Origin of the sequence: Robertmurraya kyonggiensis, from assembly GCF_005116465.1 — a bacterium.
Classification (GTDB): domain Bacteria; phylum Bacillota; class Bacilli; order Bacillales; family Cytobacillaceae; genus Robertmurraya; species Robertmurraya kyonggiensis.
The window spans coordinates 656,801-673,210 of sequence record NZ_SWBM01000001.1 but is presented as its reverse complement, the minus strand read 5'-3'; the positions used below and the strand labels follow the sequence as shown (position 1 = coordinate 673,210).

The 16,410-nt window shown below is 40.9% G+C and carries 12 protein-coding genes; 1 reads left to right on the top strand and 11 read right to left on the bottom strand.

From position 1 onward, the window contains the following. Positions 1-25: 25 nt before the first annotated feature. Entirely contained in the window at positions 26-2,725 is a 2,700-nt protein-coding gene (locus FA727_RS03355) for a cation-translocating P-type ATPase (RefSeq protein ID WP_136829308.1), read from the bottom strand. Positions 2,726-2,947: 222 nt separating this feature from the next. On the opposite strand from FA727_RS03355, the gene FA727_RS03350 reads away from it, so the two are divergent. After that, positions 2,948-4,657: an Rqc2 family fibronectin-binding protein gene (locus tag FA727_RS03350; protein WP_136829307.1), complete on the top strand. Its 1,710-nt coding sequence runs from the start codon at positions 2,948-2,950 to the stop codon at positions 4,655-4,657. 26 nt (positions 4,658-4,683) lie between these two features. On the opposite strand, the gene pyrE is transcribed toward FA727_RS03350, so the two are convergent. The 10 genes from pyrE to pyrR all read right to left on the bottom strand — a co-directional run bounded on the left by pyrE (position 4,684) and on the right by pyrR (position 16,314). Beyond that, a complete protein-coding gene (gene pyrE, locus FA727_RS03345) occupies positions 4,684-5,316 on the bottom strand; it encodes an orotate phosphoribosyltransferase (protein WP_136829306.1) in 633 nt (210 codons plus the stop codon). Beyond that, on the bottom strand, positions 5,313-6,029 hold the full coding sequence (gene pyrF / locus FA727_RS03340) for an orotidine-5'-phosphate decarboxylase (RefSeq protein WP_136829305.1): 717 nt from the start codon (positions 6,027-6,029) through the stop codon (positions 5,313-5,315). Before pyrF ends, pyrE begins: the two co-directional genes overlap by 4 nt. Before the next feature lies 1 nt (position 6,030). Continuing rightward, positions 6,031-6,942: a dihydroorotate dehydrogenase gene (locus FA727_RS03335; RefSeq protein ID WP_136829304.1), complete on the bottom strand. Its 912-nt coding sequence runs from the start codon at positions 6,940-6,942 to the stop codon at positions 6,031-6,033. Continuing rightward, positions 6,939-7,715, bottom strand: coding sequence for a dihydroorotate dehydrogenase electron transfer subunit (locus FA727_RS03330; RefSeq protein ID WP_136829303.1), 777 nt, complete (start codon positions 7,713-7,715; stop codon positions 6,939-6,941). Before FA727_RS03330 ends, FA727_RS03335 begins: the two co-directional genes overlap by 4 nt. After that, positions 7,712-10,924 carry a carbamoyl-phosphate synthase large subunit gene (gene carB, locus FA727_RS03325; RefSeq protein WP_136829302.1) on the bottom strand — a complete coding sequence of 1,071 codons (3,213 nt, stop codon included), beginning with the start codon at positions 10,922-10,924 and terminating at the stop codon, positions 7,712-7,714. Before carB ends, FA727_RS03330 begins: the two co-directional genes overlap by 4 nt. Continuing rightward, the gene (locus tag FA727_RS03320) at positions 10,903-12,006 is read right to left on the bottom strand and encodes a carbamoyl phosphate synthase small subunit (RefSeq protein WP_136829301.1); all 1,104 of its coding nucleotides are present in this window, start codon (positions 12,004-12,006) and stop codon (positions 10,903-10,905) included. Before FA727_RS03320 ends, carB begins: the two co-directional genes overlap by 22 nt. Continuing rightward, the gene (gene pyrC / locus FA727_RS03315; protein ID WP_136829300.1) at positions 12,003-13,289 is read right to left on the bottom strand and encodes a dihydroorotase; all 1,287 of its coding nucleotides are present in this window, start codon (positions 13,287-13,289) and stop codon (positions 12,003-12,005) included. Before pyrC ends, FA727_RS03320 begins: the two co-directional genes overlap by 4 nt. After that, positions 13,252-14,184 carry an aspartate carbamoyltransferase catalytic subunit gene (locus tag FA727_RS03310; protein ID WP_136829299.1) on the bottom strand — a complete coding sequence of 311 codons (933 nt, stop codon included), beginning with the start codon at positions 14,182-14,184 and terminating at the stop codon, positions 13,252-13,254. The genes pyrC and FA727_RS03310 overlap by 38 nt, the downstream gene beginning before the upstream one ends. 163 nt (positions 14,185-14,347) lie before the next feature. After that, the gene (locus FA727_RS03305; RefSeq protein ID WP_136829298.1) at positions 14,348-15,646 is read right to left on the bottom strand and encodes a uracil-xanthine permease family protein; all 1,299 of its coding nucleotides are present in this window, start codon (positions 15,644-15,646) and stop codon (positions 14,348-14,350) included. Between the two features lie 125 nt (positions 15,647-15,771). After that, positions 15,772-16,314: a bifunctional pyr operon transcriptional regulator/uracil phosphoribosyltransferase PyrR gene (gene pyrR, locus FA727_RS03300; RefSeq protein WP_126405815.1), complete on the bottom strand. Its 543-nt coding sequence runs from the start codon at positions 16,312-16,314 to the stop codon at positions 15,772-15,774. Positions 16,315-16,410: the final 96 nt, after the last annotated feature.

Here is a 16,410-nt window from a genome sequence, read left to right as displayed (position 1 = left end):
AGAGTCTCCTCTATCACCTTTTGGATTATACCACAGTTTCTTTTCTTTTTCTTGCCAAAAATGTTCCGGCTAGTAAAAAAGTTGGTACTGCCGCCAAACCTAGTATCATAATCCAATCTTTTGCAAGGATCGGAACGGTATGGAATATCGGTTGTAGCGGTGGATAATAGATAACTACAAACATAAGTAAAACCGAAGAAATAACTGCCCAAACTAAATACATATTGCCAAACGGATTACGAACAAATATTGATTTTTCACTACGGCAATCAAAAACATGGATAAGTTGTGCCATAACTAATGTAGCAAAAGCAACTGTTTGTGCATAAGCAAGATGCTCAGGATTTTCATTGTTCGCGATTATAAAGGCGATCAAGGTAGAAATCCCGATTAAGAAACCTCTAGAGACTACCTTCCAACCAAGTCCTCTAGCGAATATGCCTTCTTTCGGACTTCTTGGGTTTCTTCTCATAACATCCCCCTCAGGCTGGTCTAAACCAAGAGCCATCGCCGGTAAACCATCAGTAACCAGATTCACCCAGAGTATTTGTATTGGAACGAGAGGGAGTGGAAGGGCTAACAACATCGCAAAAAGCATAACGAGTATTTCTCCAACATTTGAGGCTAATAGATAGCGAATAAACTTTCGAATATTTTCATAGATATTCCGGCCCTCTTTAATCGCTGCCTTAATGGTTGCAAAGTTATCATCAAGTAGAACTAAGGCCGATGCTTCCTTCGCTACATCTGTACCAGTAATCCCCATCGCTACACCAATATCCGCTGTTTTGATAGCCGGTGCGTCATTCACTCCATCGCCCGTCATCGCGACAACATGGCCTCTATTTTGCAATGCCTTAACGATTTTTAACTTATGTTCAGGTGAAACTCGAGCAAATACAGCGACATCATCGACGACTTCCTCTAATTCTTCTGTGGTCATATTCGTTAATGTATTTCCGTCCAATACTTTTTTCTTTGGTGTTAAAATACCAAGCTGTGTTGCAATTGCCTTAGCGGTAATCACATGGTCTCCAGTAATCATAACCGTCTTAATTCCCGCTTCCTTACATTCCTTCACTGCCAGCTTCACTTCTGGTCTAGGCGGATCAATCATCCCTTGTAATCCGATGAAAGTAAGGTCCTTCTCCGCTTCTTTTTCGCTAAAAATAAGAGTTTTCGCAGGTATTTCTTTAAATCCTATCGCAATCGTCCTTAGTGCTTGTGAAGCAAGATTATTGATGGCGGATTGGACATTATTTTTCATGTCTGTTGAAAAAGTGGCTCGTTTCCCATCCCATAGTACCGATTCACTAATCCCTACAAGAACATCTGGCGCTCCCTTTGTGACGACAAACTGACGCCCATTGACATCCTTTATCACAATGGACATCATTTTTCTAGTTGAATCAAAGGGAAATTCCTGTACAATTTCATATTGATTTAATAATAAATCACGATTATAGCCAGCCTTCATCGCTGCAACGAGAAGAGCTCCTTCTGTCGGATCTCCGTCTACTATAAATTCATTTGATTCTTTCTCTTTCAGACTAGCATGATTACACATCATGCCAAACATCAGCATTTGCTGCAGTGATTTTTCCTTTTTAATATCAATCGGTTGTTTTGAATCAGCACGATAAAATCTTCCGTGTGGATCGTAGCCGACCCCATCAACCGTCCAAGTGTTTCCACCGCTCCAAAGATGTGTCACAGTCATTTTGTTTTGTGTCATTGTTCCAGTTTTATCCGAACAAATAACGGAAGCACAGCCTAATGTTTCAACAGCAGGCAACTTTCGTACAATCGCATTATTTTTAATCATTCGCTGGACACCTAACGAAAGTGCAACAGTGACAATTGCGGGTAGTCCTTCTGGGATTGCGGCAACCGCTAACGATACACCAGCTAAGAACATCGTATATAGATCGTTTCCTTGTATAACACCAACGAACACAACAAGAATAGTGAGAAGGATTGCGACAATGATTAAAATTTTCCCGAGCTCCTGGAGTTTTCTTTGTAAAGGAGTGATGACGGTTTCCGCATTTTGCAGCAAATCAGCAATTTGTCCCATTGCCGTCTTCATTCCTGTCGCAACGACTACACCTATTCCGGCCCCTCTTGTCACCATCGTTCCCATAAAGGCCATATTTTCCATATCACCAATGCCGACGTCACCTTTGTCAATTCTCGCTGTAGTTTTTGCGACTGGCAGTGATTCCCCCGTTAAGGCGGACTCTTCAATCTCAAGACTCTTCGAATCTATAATTCTAACATCCGCACCAATTCGGTCTCCAGATGCAAACTTTAATACATCACCCACAACAAGCTCTTTTGAAGGAATTTTCACCCACTGACCATCCCTTAATGTAGAAACCTGTGGAGCAGATAGTTCCTTTAATGCATCAAGAGATTTCTCTGCTTTCCGTTCCTGAAAAAAACCTAAAAATCCATTTATAATGACGATGGCAACAATGGCAATCGCATCAATGTATTCTCCGAGTAATCCTGAAATTAAGACGGCACCTAATAAAACAAGAACCATAAAATCTTTAAACTGACTAAAAAACAAGAGTAGTGCGGACTGCTTTTCTCCTTCAGCTAATTCATTATATCCGTGTTGCTTAATCCTCTTTTGAACATCTGTACTTGATAACCCTTCTTTTAAGTCGGTATTCAAGACTTTTTCAACATCGCGTTCATTCATTTCATGGAACTTCATCCGACCATCTCACTCCTCCTCGATATTGGCAGCAATTTATTGTAATCAGAGCCAGCCTACTCTAAAGAAAGCTTATTCAGACTCGTCCTAAAAAATGCTACAATCGATTTAAAATCAATCAGATGAATGACACCTTTAGCGAAAACGACTAATATGTTCGTCTTTTCCCTTAAAGTAGGCTATTATGGAAGTTGAGATTTTATGTAGAAAAGGATGTTTGAAATGTCATTTGACGGTTTGTTTACTAGAGCGATAACACATGAGTTCTCTGCCCTTTTAAAAGGGGGAAGAATTAATAAAATACATCAACCTTACAAAAATGAAATTGTGTTCGTCATTCGGGCAAACGGAAAGAATCATAAATTACTTCTATCCGTTCATCCAAGCTATGCCCGGGCACAGCTTACCAATGAAACCTATGAAAATCCAAGTGAGCCACCGATGTTCTGTATGCTTCTAAGAAAGCATCTTGAAGGTTTTATTTTAGAGGATATTCATCAAATCGGGATGGACCGAATGATCGTTTTTGACGTAAGAGGGCGAAATGAAATTGGCGACATTTCATCTAAGCAATTAATCGTGGAGATTATGGGCCGCCACAGTAATATCATATTAGTTGATAAAACAAGGAATTTGATTTTAGATAGCATTAAACATGTATCCTACGCTGTTAATAGCCATCGAGCAATCATGCCTGGCCAGGAGTATATTGCACCACCAACACAAAACAAACAAGATCCTATAGTTGCAACGGAAGAGGACCTTTTGAGAAAAATTGATTTTAATGCGGGGAAATTAGATAAGCAGCTAGTAGAGCAATTTGCGGGTATCTCCCCTCTTTTTGCAAAAGAAATTGTTTATCAAGCGGGAATCGCAAACCGGGCGACACTACCAAAAACTTTCATACGAATGTTACAAAAAATGAAGGATCATCAATACGAGCCTTCGATTACTTCATTTGATAATAAAGAATCCTTCTACCTCTTGCCGATGGAGCATCTAAAGGGCGAGAGTAAGAAATATGATTCGTTAAGCGAGCTTCTAGACCGTTTCTATTTTGGCAAGGCCGACCGTGATCGGGTGAAACAGCAAGCAAACGACTTAGAAAGATTTATTTTGAATGAAAAAGAAAAGAACGAGAAAAAAATCAAGAAGCTTCAAGCTACCATCACGGAAGCAGAAAATGCCAATCAACATCAGCTTTTCGGGGAATTGTTGACTGCCAATCTTTATGCGGTTGAAAAAGGGATGAAGGAAATCGAGGTCATCAATTACTATGATGAAAATGGTGGAACGGTAAAAATTCCGTTGAATCCGCAAAAATCACCATCTGACAATGCACAGAAATTTTTCACAAGATATCAGAAAGCTAAGACAGCGCTCGTGATGGCTAGTGAACAAATGGAAAAAGCAAAAGAAGAGGTTGCCTATTTCGATACATTACTGCAGCAGGTTGAAACAGCATCCACTAAAGACATTTCGGAAATCCGAGAAGAATTGATTGAAGGTGGATACTTACGAGATCGTCAAAAGAAAGGCAGCAAGAACGTTAAGAATGTAAAGCCTATTTTGGAGAAATACACAGCTACTGATGGAACTGAAATTCTTGTCGGCAAAAACAACAAACAAAATGATTATTTAACAAATAAATTGGCTGGAAGAGACGAGATTTGGCTTCATACAAAAGATATTCCGGGCTCTCACGTCGTTATTCGTAATCCTGCCCCTTCTGATGAGACGATTCTTGAGGCAGCTCAGTTAGCAGCGTATTTCAGTAAGGCAAGAAGTTCGAGCTCCGTACCCGTTGACTATACTCAAATCCGCCATGTCAAAAAGCCATCTGGCGCAAAACCTGGGTATGTGATTTATGAAAATCAACAAACCGTGTATGTGACACCTGAAGAGGATACGGTTTTAAGGTTAAAAAGATGAAGACAGGCACTCAGCCTGTCTATTGTTTATTGATGAACTTTTCCCCACGCTGTCGGATCCTTCTTCCACTCTGCTAGGCTCTTCAAATCTTCTACCTTAACATAGCCTCGTGCTTCAGCAACTTCTACTAATGTAGAAAAGTCAGATAGAGAATATGCAGTAATTCCTGCTTCCTCCAACAATTCTTTCCCTTTTTCAAGCTCATAAGTAAAAATTGCAACTACACCTAACACTTCACAGCCCGCTTCACGTAATGCCGCTACAGCAGTAAGGACACTTCCACCAGTGGATATTAAGTCTTCCACTACGACCACTTTTTGTCCTTCTGTCGCTTTTCCTTCAATCTGCTTCCCTTTTCCATGTCCCTTTGCTTTTGAACGAACATAGCACATCGGTAAATCAAGAAGCTCACTTACCCAAGCCGCATGAGGAATACCAGCTGTTGCTGTCCCAGCTACTAGCTCTACACCGGGAAAATTCTCGACGATTAGCTCCTTTAATCCATTAGCAATTTCCTTACGAACCTGTGGATAAGAAAGGGTTAATCGATTATCGCAATAAATCGGTGATTGTAGACCTGAAGACCATGTGAATGGCTCTGTTGGTTTTAAGGCAACTGCCTCAATGTCTAGTAATCTCTCTGCTATTTGTTTTTTCATGCTCGAACGCCCTCCCACGCTTGTTTGTATGCTTGATAACTTCTATACGGATCTTCTGCCTTTGTAATACCGCGTCCAACGACGATAGCAGATACACCAGCAATTCTAGCTTGCTCCGGTGTCGCCACTCTTTTTTGATCCTGAACAAGGTCAGAGCCTAAACGAATACCAGGGGTAACCGTGACAAACTCATTTCCAAGCTGCTCTCGAATGATTCCCGCTTCATGGGAAGAGCAAACCACTCCATCTAAACCAGCTTCTTGTGCGATTAAGGAATAATGAATAACCGATTGAGCTAACGTAGCTTCAATAAGCTGCTCGCTTCTCATTTGTTGTTCTGATGTACTTGTCAACTGAGTAACGGCAATACATGCCGGACGTACCCGCCCAGGAGCTGTCCCTGCCTCTAAACCTTCAAGAGCAGCGCGCATCATGTCTTTTCCACCGGCAGCATGAACATTGACCAAATCACAGCCTAGCTGCGCAAGACCTTTCATCCCACCGTATACTGTGTTTGGAATATCATGAAGCTTTAAATCTAAGAAAATTTGATGTTCTCTCTCTTTTAATTCCTGAATGATTCTAGGACCTTCTTGATAAAAAAGCTCCATTCCAACTTTTAGAAAGAGGCTTTCATCATCAAAACGATTTAAGAACTGAAAAACTTCCTCTTTGTTAGGAAAATCAAGGGCAATAATTAGCGAATCTTTCACGTTATTTCCAGCTCCTTCCTGTACATTCAGAAATATGGTCAAATCCTAGTTGTTCTAGTATTTCTGGCAAATCTTTTATAATTTTCGGACAAGCGAACGGGTCAACAAAATTTGCAGTACCGACTGCTACAGCGCTCGCACCCGCATAGAAAAATTCAATAACGTCCTCGGCACGTTCGATTCCACCCATGCCGATGATCGGAATGGAGACTTGTTGACTTACTTCGTAAATCATTCGAATCGCTACTGGTTTTATTGCTGGGCCAGAAAGCCCTCCTGTCTTATTTGCTAAAATCGTATTTCCCGACTTAAGATCAAGTCTCATTCCGAGCAAAGTATTAATCATTGTTAATCCATCTGCTCCACCATCTTCAACCGCTTTTGCCATTTCTACGATGTTCGTGACATTCGGAGAAAGTTTCACATATACAGGAACCTCAGACACTTCTTTTACTTTCTTCGTTAAACTTTTGGCCACCTCTGGAATCGTGCCAAAAGCAATTCCTCCTGTTTTCACATTTGGACAGGAGATATTTAACTCTAGCGCGTGAACATTTGGGGCAGTTGAAATTCTTTTAGCCACTTCAACGTAATCCTCTTCAGTTGAGCCAGCCACATTGGCGATAATCGGAACATCATACTGTGCTAGCCAAGGAAGTTCTTCATTTAAAACCTTCTCAAGACCTGGATTTTGCAAACCAATGGCATTTAACATTCCAGCAGACGTTTCCGCAACTCTTGGAGTCGGATTTCCAAACCGAGGTTCTACCGTAGTCGCTTTTATCATAATTGCTCCTAGGTCACTGAGGTTATATAAATTTCCAAATTCTCTTCCAAAGCCAAAGCAACCCGAGGCAGGCATGACTGGATTTTTCAAGTGTAGCCCAGGTAAATCTATCTCTAATCTACTCATAGAACAACCTCCCCTGCCTTAAACACTGGCCCATCTGTACATACTTTTTTATAAGAAAAACCCGTTGGGTCATCTGCAGTGTGACAAACACAAGCAAAACAAGCGCCAATTCCACAGCCCATTCTTTCTTCTAAAGATAAGTAGACTTTTTTATCTGCTGCATAGTTCGTTTCCAGGGCTTTTAGCATCGCCTTTGGTCCACAAGAATAAATCGTGTCAAAGGATAAATCTTTCATGACGTCTGTCACAAACCCTTTTATACCGTATGTTCCGTCAACCGTTGTTACAAAGGTTTCCCCGAGCTCCATAAATTTTTCTTCATAGAACACCACTTCCTTCGTTTGAAAGCCAAGAATATGGATAACCTTGACACCACGTGCGACTAATTGCTGTGATAATTCATATAAAGGAGGAACTCCGATTCCACCACCTACTAGAAGAGCTGTTTCTCCAGGATTCGTTTCTTCAATCGGAAACCCATGTCCCAACGGTCCTAAAATATCCACTGTTTCGTACTCTTTTTTCGTTGATAAAAGCGTTGTACCTCTACCTTCTAGACGATAGATTAACGTAAATTCCTTCTTTTCATGATTGATATTCGCTATGCTAATTGGTCTTCTAAGTAATGGGTCATGACCGTCAGCTACTTTAACGTGAACAAACTGACCAGGTTCCTGCATTTCAGTAGAAAGCTCACCTCGAAGGATGAGCTCATGAATATTCCCTGCAATTTCTTTTTGAGAAACAATCGTGCAATTTTCGTTTACTATCACTGGAAAACCGCCTCTCGTACTGGTGTTTGTTCACCCATAGGCTCTGCTGAAAATGTCATCGACTCGAGTACTCGGAGCATTGCTTCTGCTGTATCAAGAGATGTTAAGCACGGAATTCCATTTTCAACGGATTCACGACGGATTCTAAAGCCGTCACGAGCGGGCTGTTTTCCTTTTGTTAAGGTGTTGATAACAAATTGAGCATCACCATTTCGAATCACATCGAGAAGATCTGGTCCCTTTGTTCCGATTTTATCGACCACCTGAACGGGAATTCCAACCGATTTAAGCGCTTCTGCTGTGCCGCTTGTCGCCATAATACGGAATCCAATTGCAGCAAATCTTTTTGCTAATTGGAGGGATTCTTCCTTATCCTTATCAGCCACGGTCATTAATACGGTACCGAATGGTTGAATTTTCATTCCAGAAGCCACAAGTCCTTTGTACAAGGCTTTTTCAAGAGTTGTGTCCTTACCCATGACTTCGCCCGTTGATTTCATTTCAGGTCCTAATGTAATATCGACTCTGCGTAGTTTAGCAAAAGAGAATACCGGTACTTTTACATATACGCCTGATTTTTCTGGTACAAGCCCTGATTCATAACCTTGCTCCTCGATAGATTGTCCAAGAATGACCTTTGTGGCAATCTTCGCCATTGGAACCTTCGTAATTTTACTCAGGAATGGAACTGTCCGGCTTGAACGAGGATTGACCTCGATAACGAAGACTTCTCCTTTTGAAACCACATATTGAATGTTTAAGAGTCCGATAATGCCCAACCCTTTTGCCAGTCGTTCTGTGTAATCTACCAGTTTTTCTTTGATTTCAGCAGTTATACTTTGTGTTGGATAGACTGCAATCGAGTCACCTGAGTGAACCCCTGCTCTTTCGATATGCTCCATAATGCCCGGGATTAGGACAGACTTTCCGTCACTAATCGCATCAATTTCAATTTCTTTTCCTGTTAAGTAACGGTCAATTAATACCGGGTGCTCCGGATTGATTTTAACAGCATTTTTCATATAGTGTAAAAGCTCTTCCTCATGGTAGACAATTTCCATCGCACGCCCTCCGAGCACATAAGACGGACGAACCAATACAGGATACCCGATACTTGCTGCAATCTTCACTGCTTCCTCTACCGAAAGGGCCGTTTTCCCCTTTGGTTGCGGAATATTTAATTGGGAAAGAGCATGCTCGAACTTATCTCTGTCCTCTGCCCCATCAATATTTTCAAGTGAAGTCCCAAGAATCCTTACGCCTCTTTCCACTAGCTTAGATGCTAGGTTGATAGCCGTTTGTCCACCGAACTGGACGACAACTCCTTCAGGCTGTTCTAAGTCAATAATATGCATAACATCTTCGATGGTAAGTGGCTCGAAATACAGTTTATCGGAGATGCTAAAATCAGTTGAAACAGTTTCTGGGTTGCTGTTAATAATAATCGCTTCGTAACCTGCTTCTTTAATCGCCCAGACAGCATGAACCGTTGAATAGTCAAATTCAATTCCTTGGCCAATTCGAATTGGACCTGAACCAAGTACAACGACACTTTTCTTCTCTGTCACAATTGATTCGTTTTCCTCTTCATAAGAACCGTAGTAGTAAGGTGTTTCCGACTCAAATTCGGCTGCACATGTATCAACCATTTTGTAGACAGGGATGATGCCATTCTCTTTGCGCCATTGATAAACCATAAGCTCAGTACTATTCCAAGCTTCCGCTAATGTTTTGTCGGAAAAACCCATTTCTTTCGCTTTTCTTCCCACTTCTATGTCAAAGTGATTCTCACGAATGACTTTTTCAAACTTAACGATTTTTTCCATCTTATGAAGGAAAAAGAGGTCGATTTGGCTCCATTCATGAATAGTGTCGATGCTATATCCTCTTCCCAATGCCTCTCCAATGTAAAATAATCTTTCGTCTCCAGCGTTGCGAATTCGTTTTTCTAACAGGTCGTTCTCGATTTCTGCCCCATCATTTAAAGCAAGATGATAAACTCCTGCCTCGAGGGAACGAATTGCTTTTAGCAATGATTCCTCAAAGGTCCGTCCAATCGCCATTACTTCTCCTGTTGCTTTCATTTGTGTTCCTAGATTACGCTTGGCAGAATCAAATTTATCGAATGGCCAGCGTGGAATTTTTGTAACGATATAGTCAAGTGCTGGCTCAAAGCTTGCATATGTTTTTCCAGTGATAGGGTTCATCATTTCATCTAACGTCAAACCTACAGCAATTTTTGCAGCAAGCTTCGCAATTGGATAACCAGTTGCTTTAGAGGCCAACGCGGATGAGCGACTTACCCGTGGATTTACTTCGATAATATAATATTGAAAGCTGTATGGGTCGAGCGCTAACTGAACATTACAGCCACCTTCAATTCCAAGAGCTCGGATAATTTTTAAAGATGTATTTCGTAACATCTGATACTCTCGGTCACTTAAAGTTTGGCTTGGAGCCACAACAATGGAATCTCCTGTATGAACACCAACTGGGTCAATGTTCTCCATGTTACAAACTACAATCGCATTGTCATTTGAATCTCTCATTACCTCGTACTCAATCTCTTTGAATCCTGCAATGCTTTTTTCCAGTAAACATTGAGTTACAGGGCTATATTTCAAGCCGCTTTGTACTGTTTCAATTAACTCTTCCTCGTTGTGGCAAATCCCTCCGCCCGTACCACCTAGTGTGAAGGCTGGACGAACGATGACTGGATAGCCCACTGTTTGAACGAACTGAAGGGATTCCTCAACATTGTGGACAATTTCGCTTTCTGGAACTGGCTCACCAAGCTCATTCATTAAGCTACGAAAAAGATCCCGGTCCTCTGCTTGTTCAATCGCTGAAAGCTTCGTTCCTAATATTTCAACGCCACATTCGTCTAACACACCAGACTTGGCTAACTCGACTGCCAAATTCAATCCAGTTTGCCCTCCTAATGTTGGTACGATGGCATCTGGACGTTCTTTTCGAATAATGCGACTAACAAATTCAAGTGTGAGTGGCTCAATATAGACGACATCAGCAATTTCTGTATCTGTCATAATGGTGGCAGGATTGGAGTTAACAAGAATGACTTTATAACCTTCTTCTTTTAAGGCGATACACGCTTGCGTTCCTGCATAATCAAATTCCGCTGCTTGACCGATGACAATCGGTCCTGATCCGATGACTAAAATACTGTTTATATCTGTACGCTTTGGCATTTGTTTGCACCACTTTCCTCAGATTCTATTAAACTCATAAACTGGTCAAATAAATAATTGGCATCCTCTGGACCTGGTGAAGCTTCAGGATGATATTGAACGGTAAACGCAGGAAAATCCTTATGTTTCAAACCTTCTATTGAGCTGTCATTTAGAGCTATATGCGTTACTTCTAATCGTGTAGTTTCAATGGAAGCTTCTTCAACAGCGTAACCATGGTTTTGCGAGGTCAACGCCACTTTTCCAGTAAGCAAATCCTTCACTGGGTGGTTGGAACCACGATGACCAAACTTCATTTTTTCTGTATTTGCTCCACATGCTAACGCAAAGAGTTGATGTCCTAAGCATATTCCGAATAGTGGCACTTTCCCAAGAATTCCTTGAATCATCTCAATTCCTTCTGTTACATCCTTCGGGTCTCCCGGTCCATTCGAAAGCATCACGCCATCTGGACTTAAACGGAGTATTTCCTCTGCTGTAACATTGTAAGGAACGACTAGAACATCACAATCTCTATTGTTCAGTTCGCGTAAAATACCATGCTTCATCCCAAAATCAACAAGGACAACTCTTTTTCCTCTTCCTGGACTTGGGTAGGCATTTTTCGTAGAAACCTGTTTCACTTGGTCATTTCCTAGTGTGGTTTCTCTTAATCTCTCCAGAACTCCTTGAACATCTTCATCCACTGAGCAGATGGCTCCTTTTAGCGTTCCATACTTGCGGATAATTCTCGTTAATTTTCTTGTATCAATGCCTGCAATCCCTGGAATGTCTTTGCTTTTAAAAAACTCACTCAAAGAAATTTCATTTCTCCAGTTAGACGGAAAATCGGCTATTTCCTTCACAATAAATCCGGATATTGCAGGCGTAATCGATTCGAAGTCATCGCGATTGATACCATAGTTCCCGATTAGAGGATAAGTCAGCGTAACGATTTGCCCGCAATAAGACGGGTCCGATAAGATTTCTTGGTAGCCAGTCATCCCCGTATTAAAAACGACTTCACCAATCGTTTCTTTTTCACTTCCAAATCCTTCACCTAAAAGGACGCTACCATCTTCCAAAATTAATTGTCTTTTCATGCTGTTACACCCTCTCTGCTCCAAACAATTTTTCCTGAGGCGATCGTAAGCTGTGGCCACCCTGCACATTCCCAGTCTCCAAAAGGTGTGTTCTTTCCTTTCGATACGAAAGTCTCTGGTACAATTTTTTCGACATGCTGCAAATCAATTAATGTAATATCTGCTTCTTTTCCTACTTCTAATTTTCCATAAGATAAATCGAAGGCTTCAGCTGGCTTTATTGTTAAGAAATCAACCAATTGCTTTAAGGTTAAGATCCCGTCTTTGACGAAGTATGTGTAAAGAAGCGGAAATGCTGTTTCTAAGCCAACAATTCCAAATGGAGCAAGCTGCATTCCTTCTGCTTTTTCTTCAGCTGTATGCGGTGCATGGTCCGTAGCGATAAAATCGATTGTTCCATCTAAGAGCCCTTCGATTAAAGCTTCTCTATCTTCCCTGCTTCGTAGTGGTGGATTCATTTTGTAATTTGTATCTAGTCCAGGGATATCGTCCTCACATAGTAAAAGATGATGTGGTGTCACTTCTGCAGTAACCTTAATACCTGCTCGCTTTGCATCGCGAACGACACGAACAGATTCCTTTGTGCTGATATGGCAAACATGATAATGACAATCTGCTGCTTCAGCTAAAAGGACATCTCTGGCAATATGTACAGATTCGCATACTGAAGGAATTCCGTTTATTCCATATTTCTTTGAAAAATCTCCCTCATGAACAGCTCCTTTATTAATGAGCGTGTTCTCTTCACAGTGAGCCACAACTGGCATGTTGATAGCAGATGCCCTCTTCATCGCCTCTAACATCATGGATGCATTTTGAACACCGACACCATCATCCGTAAATGCAAAAGCTCCTGCTTCTTTCAATTCTTCGAAGTTTGTTAATTCTTGACCAAGCTCTCGTACCGTAATCGACGCATAAGGTAATACTCTTACGGACGCTGTTTCTTCAATTCTTTGGTTAAGCCATTGTAATTGCTCTTTTGTATCAGGTACAGGTCTTGTATTTGGCATTGGAGCAATTGTTGTAAATCCTCCTTTTGCCGCAGCAAGTGTCCCTGTTGCAATTGTCTCTTTCTTTTCCCCTCCAGGCTCGCGCAGGTGAACATGCAAATCAATCAATCCAGGGACAACAAGTAACCCTTTCGCATCAATGACTTCTTTTGCTTCTCTCGTGATAGATGCACCTATTTCTTCGATGATTCCATTTTCTATAAAAATATCCTGTTGTTCTATAGCTCCTTCATTAGTAAGCAATTGGCCATTTTTGATGATGATTGACATTGACTTTTCCCCCTTCTTGTAATGCTCTTTTCAGTACTGCCATTCGGACAAAAACACCGTTCTCCATTTGTTTAAATATTCTTGAACGCTCACATTCCACAAGCTCATCAGCAATTTCTACGTCTCGGTTAACCGGTGCAGGATGCATAATGATGCTTCCTGCCTTCATTGTCTTTTCTCTCTCAACTGTTAACCCAAACTTTTTGTGATAAGCTTCTTTTCCATCCTGTCCATCTTGGTCATGTCGCTCATGCTGAATTCGCAGTAGCATCACAACATCTGACGTCGCTATCGCTTGGTCAATTTCCTCGTATTTACCACTTTCCAAAAGACTTTCATCAAACCATTCCTCAGGTCCTGAGAATACAACCTCTGCCCCTAGACGGTGAAGCACATCAGCATTTGAGCGAGCTACCCGGCTATGGCGAATATCGCCGATAATCGCGACCTTTAGTCCATAAAAATGTCCAAACTCCTGTTGAATTGTGAGCAGGTCTAGTAAGGACTGTGTTGGATGATGCCCACACCCATCTCCTGCATTGATAATTGACGTCTTAAGTTTGCCTTCTAATTCAGAGAAATAGTTATCTTCGCAATGTCGTATTACTACAGCATCCACACCAATTGATTCTAAGGTGCGAATCGTATCATAAAGAGTTTCTCCTTTTAAAACACTTGAAGCATTTACCTCAAACGGAATGATATTTAGACCTAGCTTTCTCTCCGCAACCTCGAAGCTACATTTCGTTCTTGTGCTCGGCTCGAAAAATAAATTTGCAACAAAGGTTTGCTGCTCTGGTTGCCAGGTAGCTCCTTCGGCAAAAGCTTGTGCCTCCTCTATAATCATCCTAACTTCTTCAAGCGATAAAGCATTTGTGGTTAATAGATGCTTCATAAAGAAACCCTCCTCTTTTATCATAAAAAAACACACCCTGATATGGATTCAGGGTGTGTTAAATAAGGTTGACACAAGGATAGCTCCATTCCGGCAGCTCCCCTGTATGCCAACAATATTAATCACCCTTGTAAATCTCTCTGGATTTAATTAAAGGCTGACTCTATGCGACATCATTATTTTTCTCATCATCTTCTAAAGCTTGACTTGCTGTATCTTTTCCAGGTAGAACTAGGTTCAGGATAACCCCAACAATCGCAGCCAATGCCATTCCCTCAATGCTGAATGAGTCTGTTATTCTTAATGCTGCTCCACCGATTCCTAGAACTAAGATAACTGAAGATATCACTAAGTTTCTATTGTTACCAAAATCAATTTTACTTTCAACCAACATTCTCAAACCACTTGAAGCAATAATTCCGAAGAGCAAGATGGAAATTCCACCAAGGACCGCAGTCGGAATCGTTTGAATGAATGCCATTGCCTTACCTACAAACGAGAACAGGATAGCAATGACCGCTGCTCCGAAGATAACATAAACTGAATATACTCTTGTAATTGCTAGTACGCCGATATTTTCACCATAAGTCGTTTTTGGTGGTCCGCCTAAGAACGCACTAACAAAAGTTCCTAGACCGTCAGCGACAATCGAACGATGCAAGCCTGGGTCTTTAATATAATTGCGATTAACTACTCTACCTAGTACTAATTGATGTCCGATATGCTCTGAAATTGTAACAAAGACGATTGGTACCATTGCCAGTAGGATGGATGAAGTAATCGTAAATTCATAATCGATTCCTGGGAATAAGAATTTAGGAAGTTCAAACCAGTTCGCTTCTATTACTGCTGTGAAATCAACAATTCCTATGATGGCTGAATAAATGTATCCAACGATTAGTCCTAGTAAAATCGGCATTGCACTTAAAATATTTTTGAAATAAACCGTAAAGATGATGGCTGCAAACAATGTAACTAAAGCAGCTGTAAAGTGCCAGAAGTTATACTCCCCATTTACATTCATCGCCATGTCTACCGCTGTTCCAGATAATCCAAGACCGATTACCATAATAACTGGCGCAACAACGATTGGTGGTAAAAGTCGCATTAACCATTTATAGCCTGTTTTCCAGATGATTAAAGAAACAACTCCGTAGGTAATCCCTACTGCCATCGCACCTATCATCGCGTTACCTGGACTTTCTCCTCCATTTGATGCAATTAAAATCGGTGCAATAAATGCAAAAGATGAACCCAAGTAAGCAGGCACTTTAAACTGTGTGATAAGTAAGAATAAAATCGTTGCAATTCCACTTGTTAAAAGAGCAATCGCTGGACTTAAACCAACTAATTTTGGTACTAAGATTGTCGCTCCAAACATTGCAAACATGTGCTGAAAGCTAAGTGTTATCATTTGTGCGGGTGTTGGTTTTTCATTAATATCAAGTACTGGTTTATTCATTTCATTTTCCCCCTAAAAAAAATACCTCTTTGAAATTTTTCAAAGAGGTTAGGCGAAATAGTATAGAGGTATCCCTATACAATTCCTTTTGCTAGCCTCTCTGGACTACAATTAAAAGGTCAATCTTATTTTTCGTATATACTTACTTGTTCTTGTTCATCGATTTCAGTTAATTCCACTACAATTTTTTCAGAGCTTGATGTCGGAATATTTTTTCCTACATAGTCTGCTCGTATCGGCAACTCACGGTGTCCGCGGTCTACTAGTACTGCAAGCTGTACGGAAGATGGTCTTCCTAAATCAACTAACGCGTCCAGTGCTGCTCTTACCGTTCTTCCTGTATAAAGAACATCATCCACTAAAATAACTTTTTGGTTTGTAACATCAATTGGAATATCTGAACCCTTTACAAGCGGCTCTTGATTATCTGTTTTCGTTGTTAAGTCATCACGATAAAGGGTAATATCTAATTCACCAACTGCAATGGCTTTACCTTCGATTTGTTGAATGCGCTCTGCTAGACGATTCGCTAGATAAATTCCTCTTGTACGAATTCCAACTAAAACACAACCTTCAATACCTTTATTTTTCTCAATAATTTCGTGAGCAATTCTTGTTAATGCTCTACGAATCGCTTGCTCATCTAACACAACTGCTTTTTCTACCAAGTAAATTCACATCCTTCCGCAAGAACAAAAAATCCTCTCAACCACAGGGCGAGAGGATAGACGAATTCTATGCTTAATGTAAGTTAGACATACCTA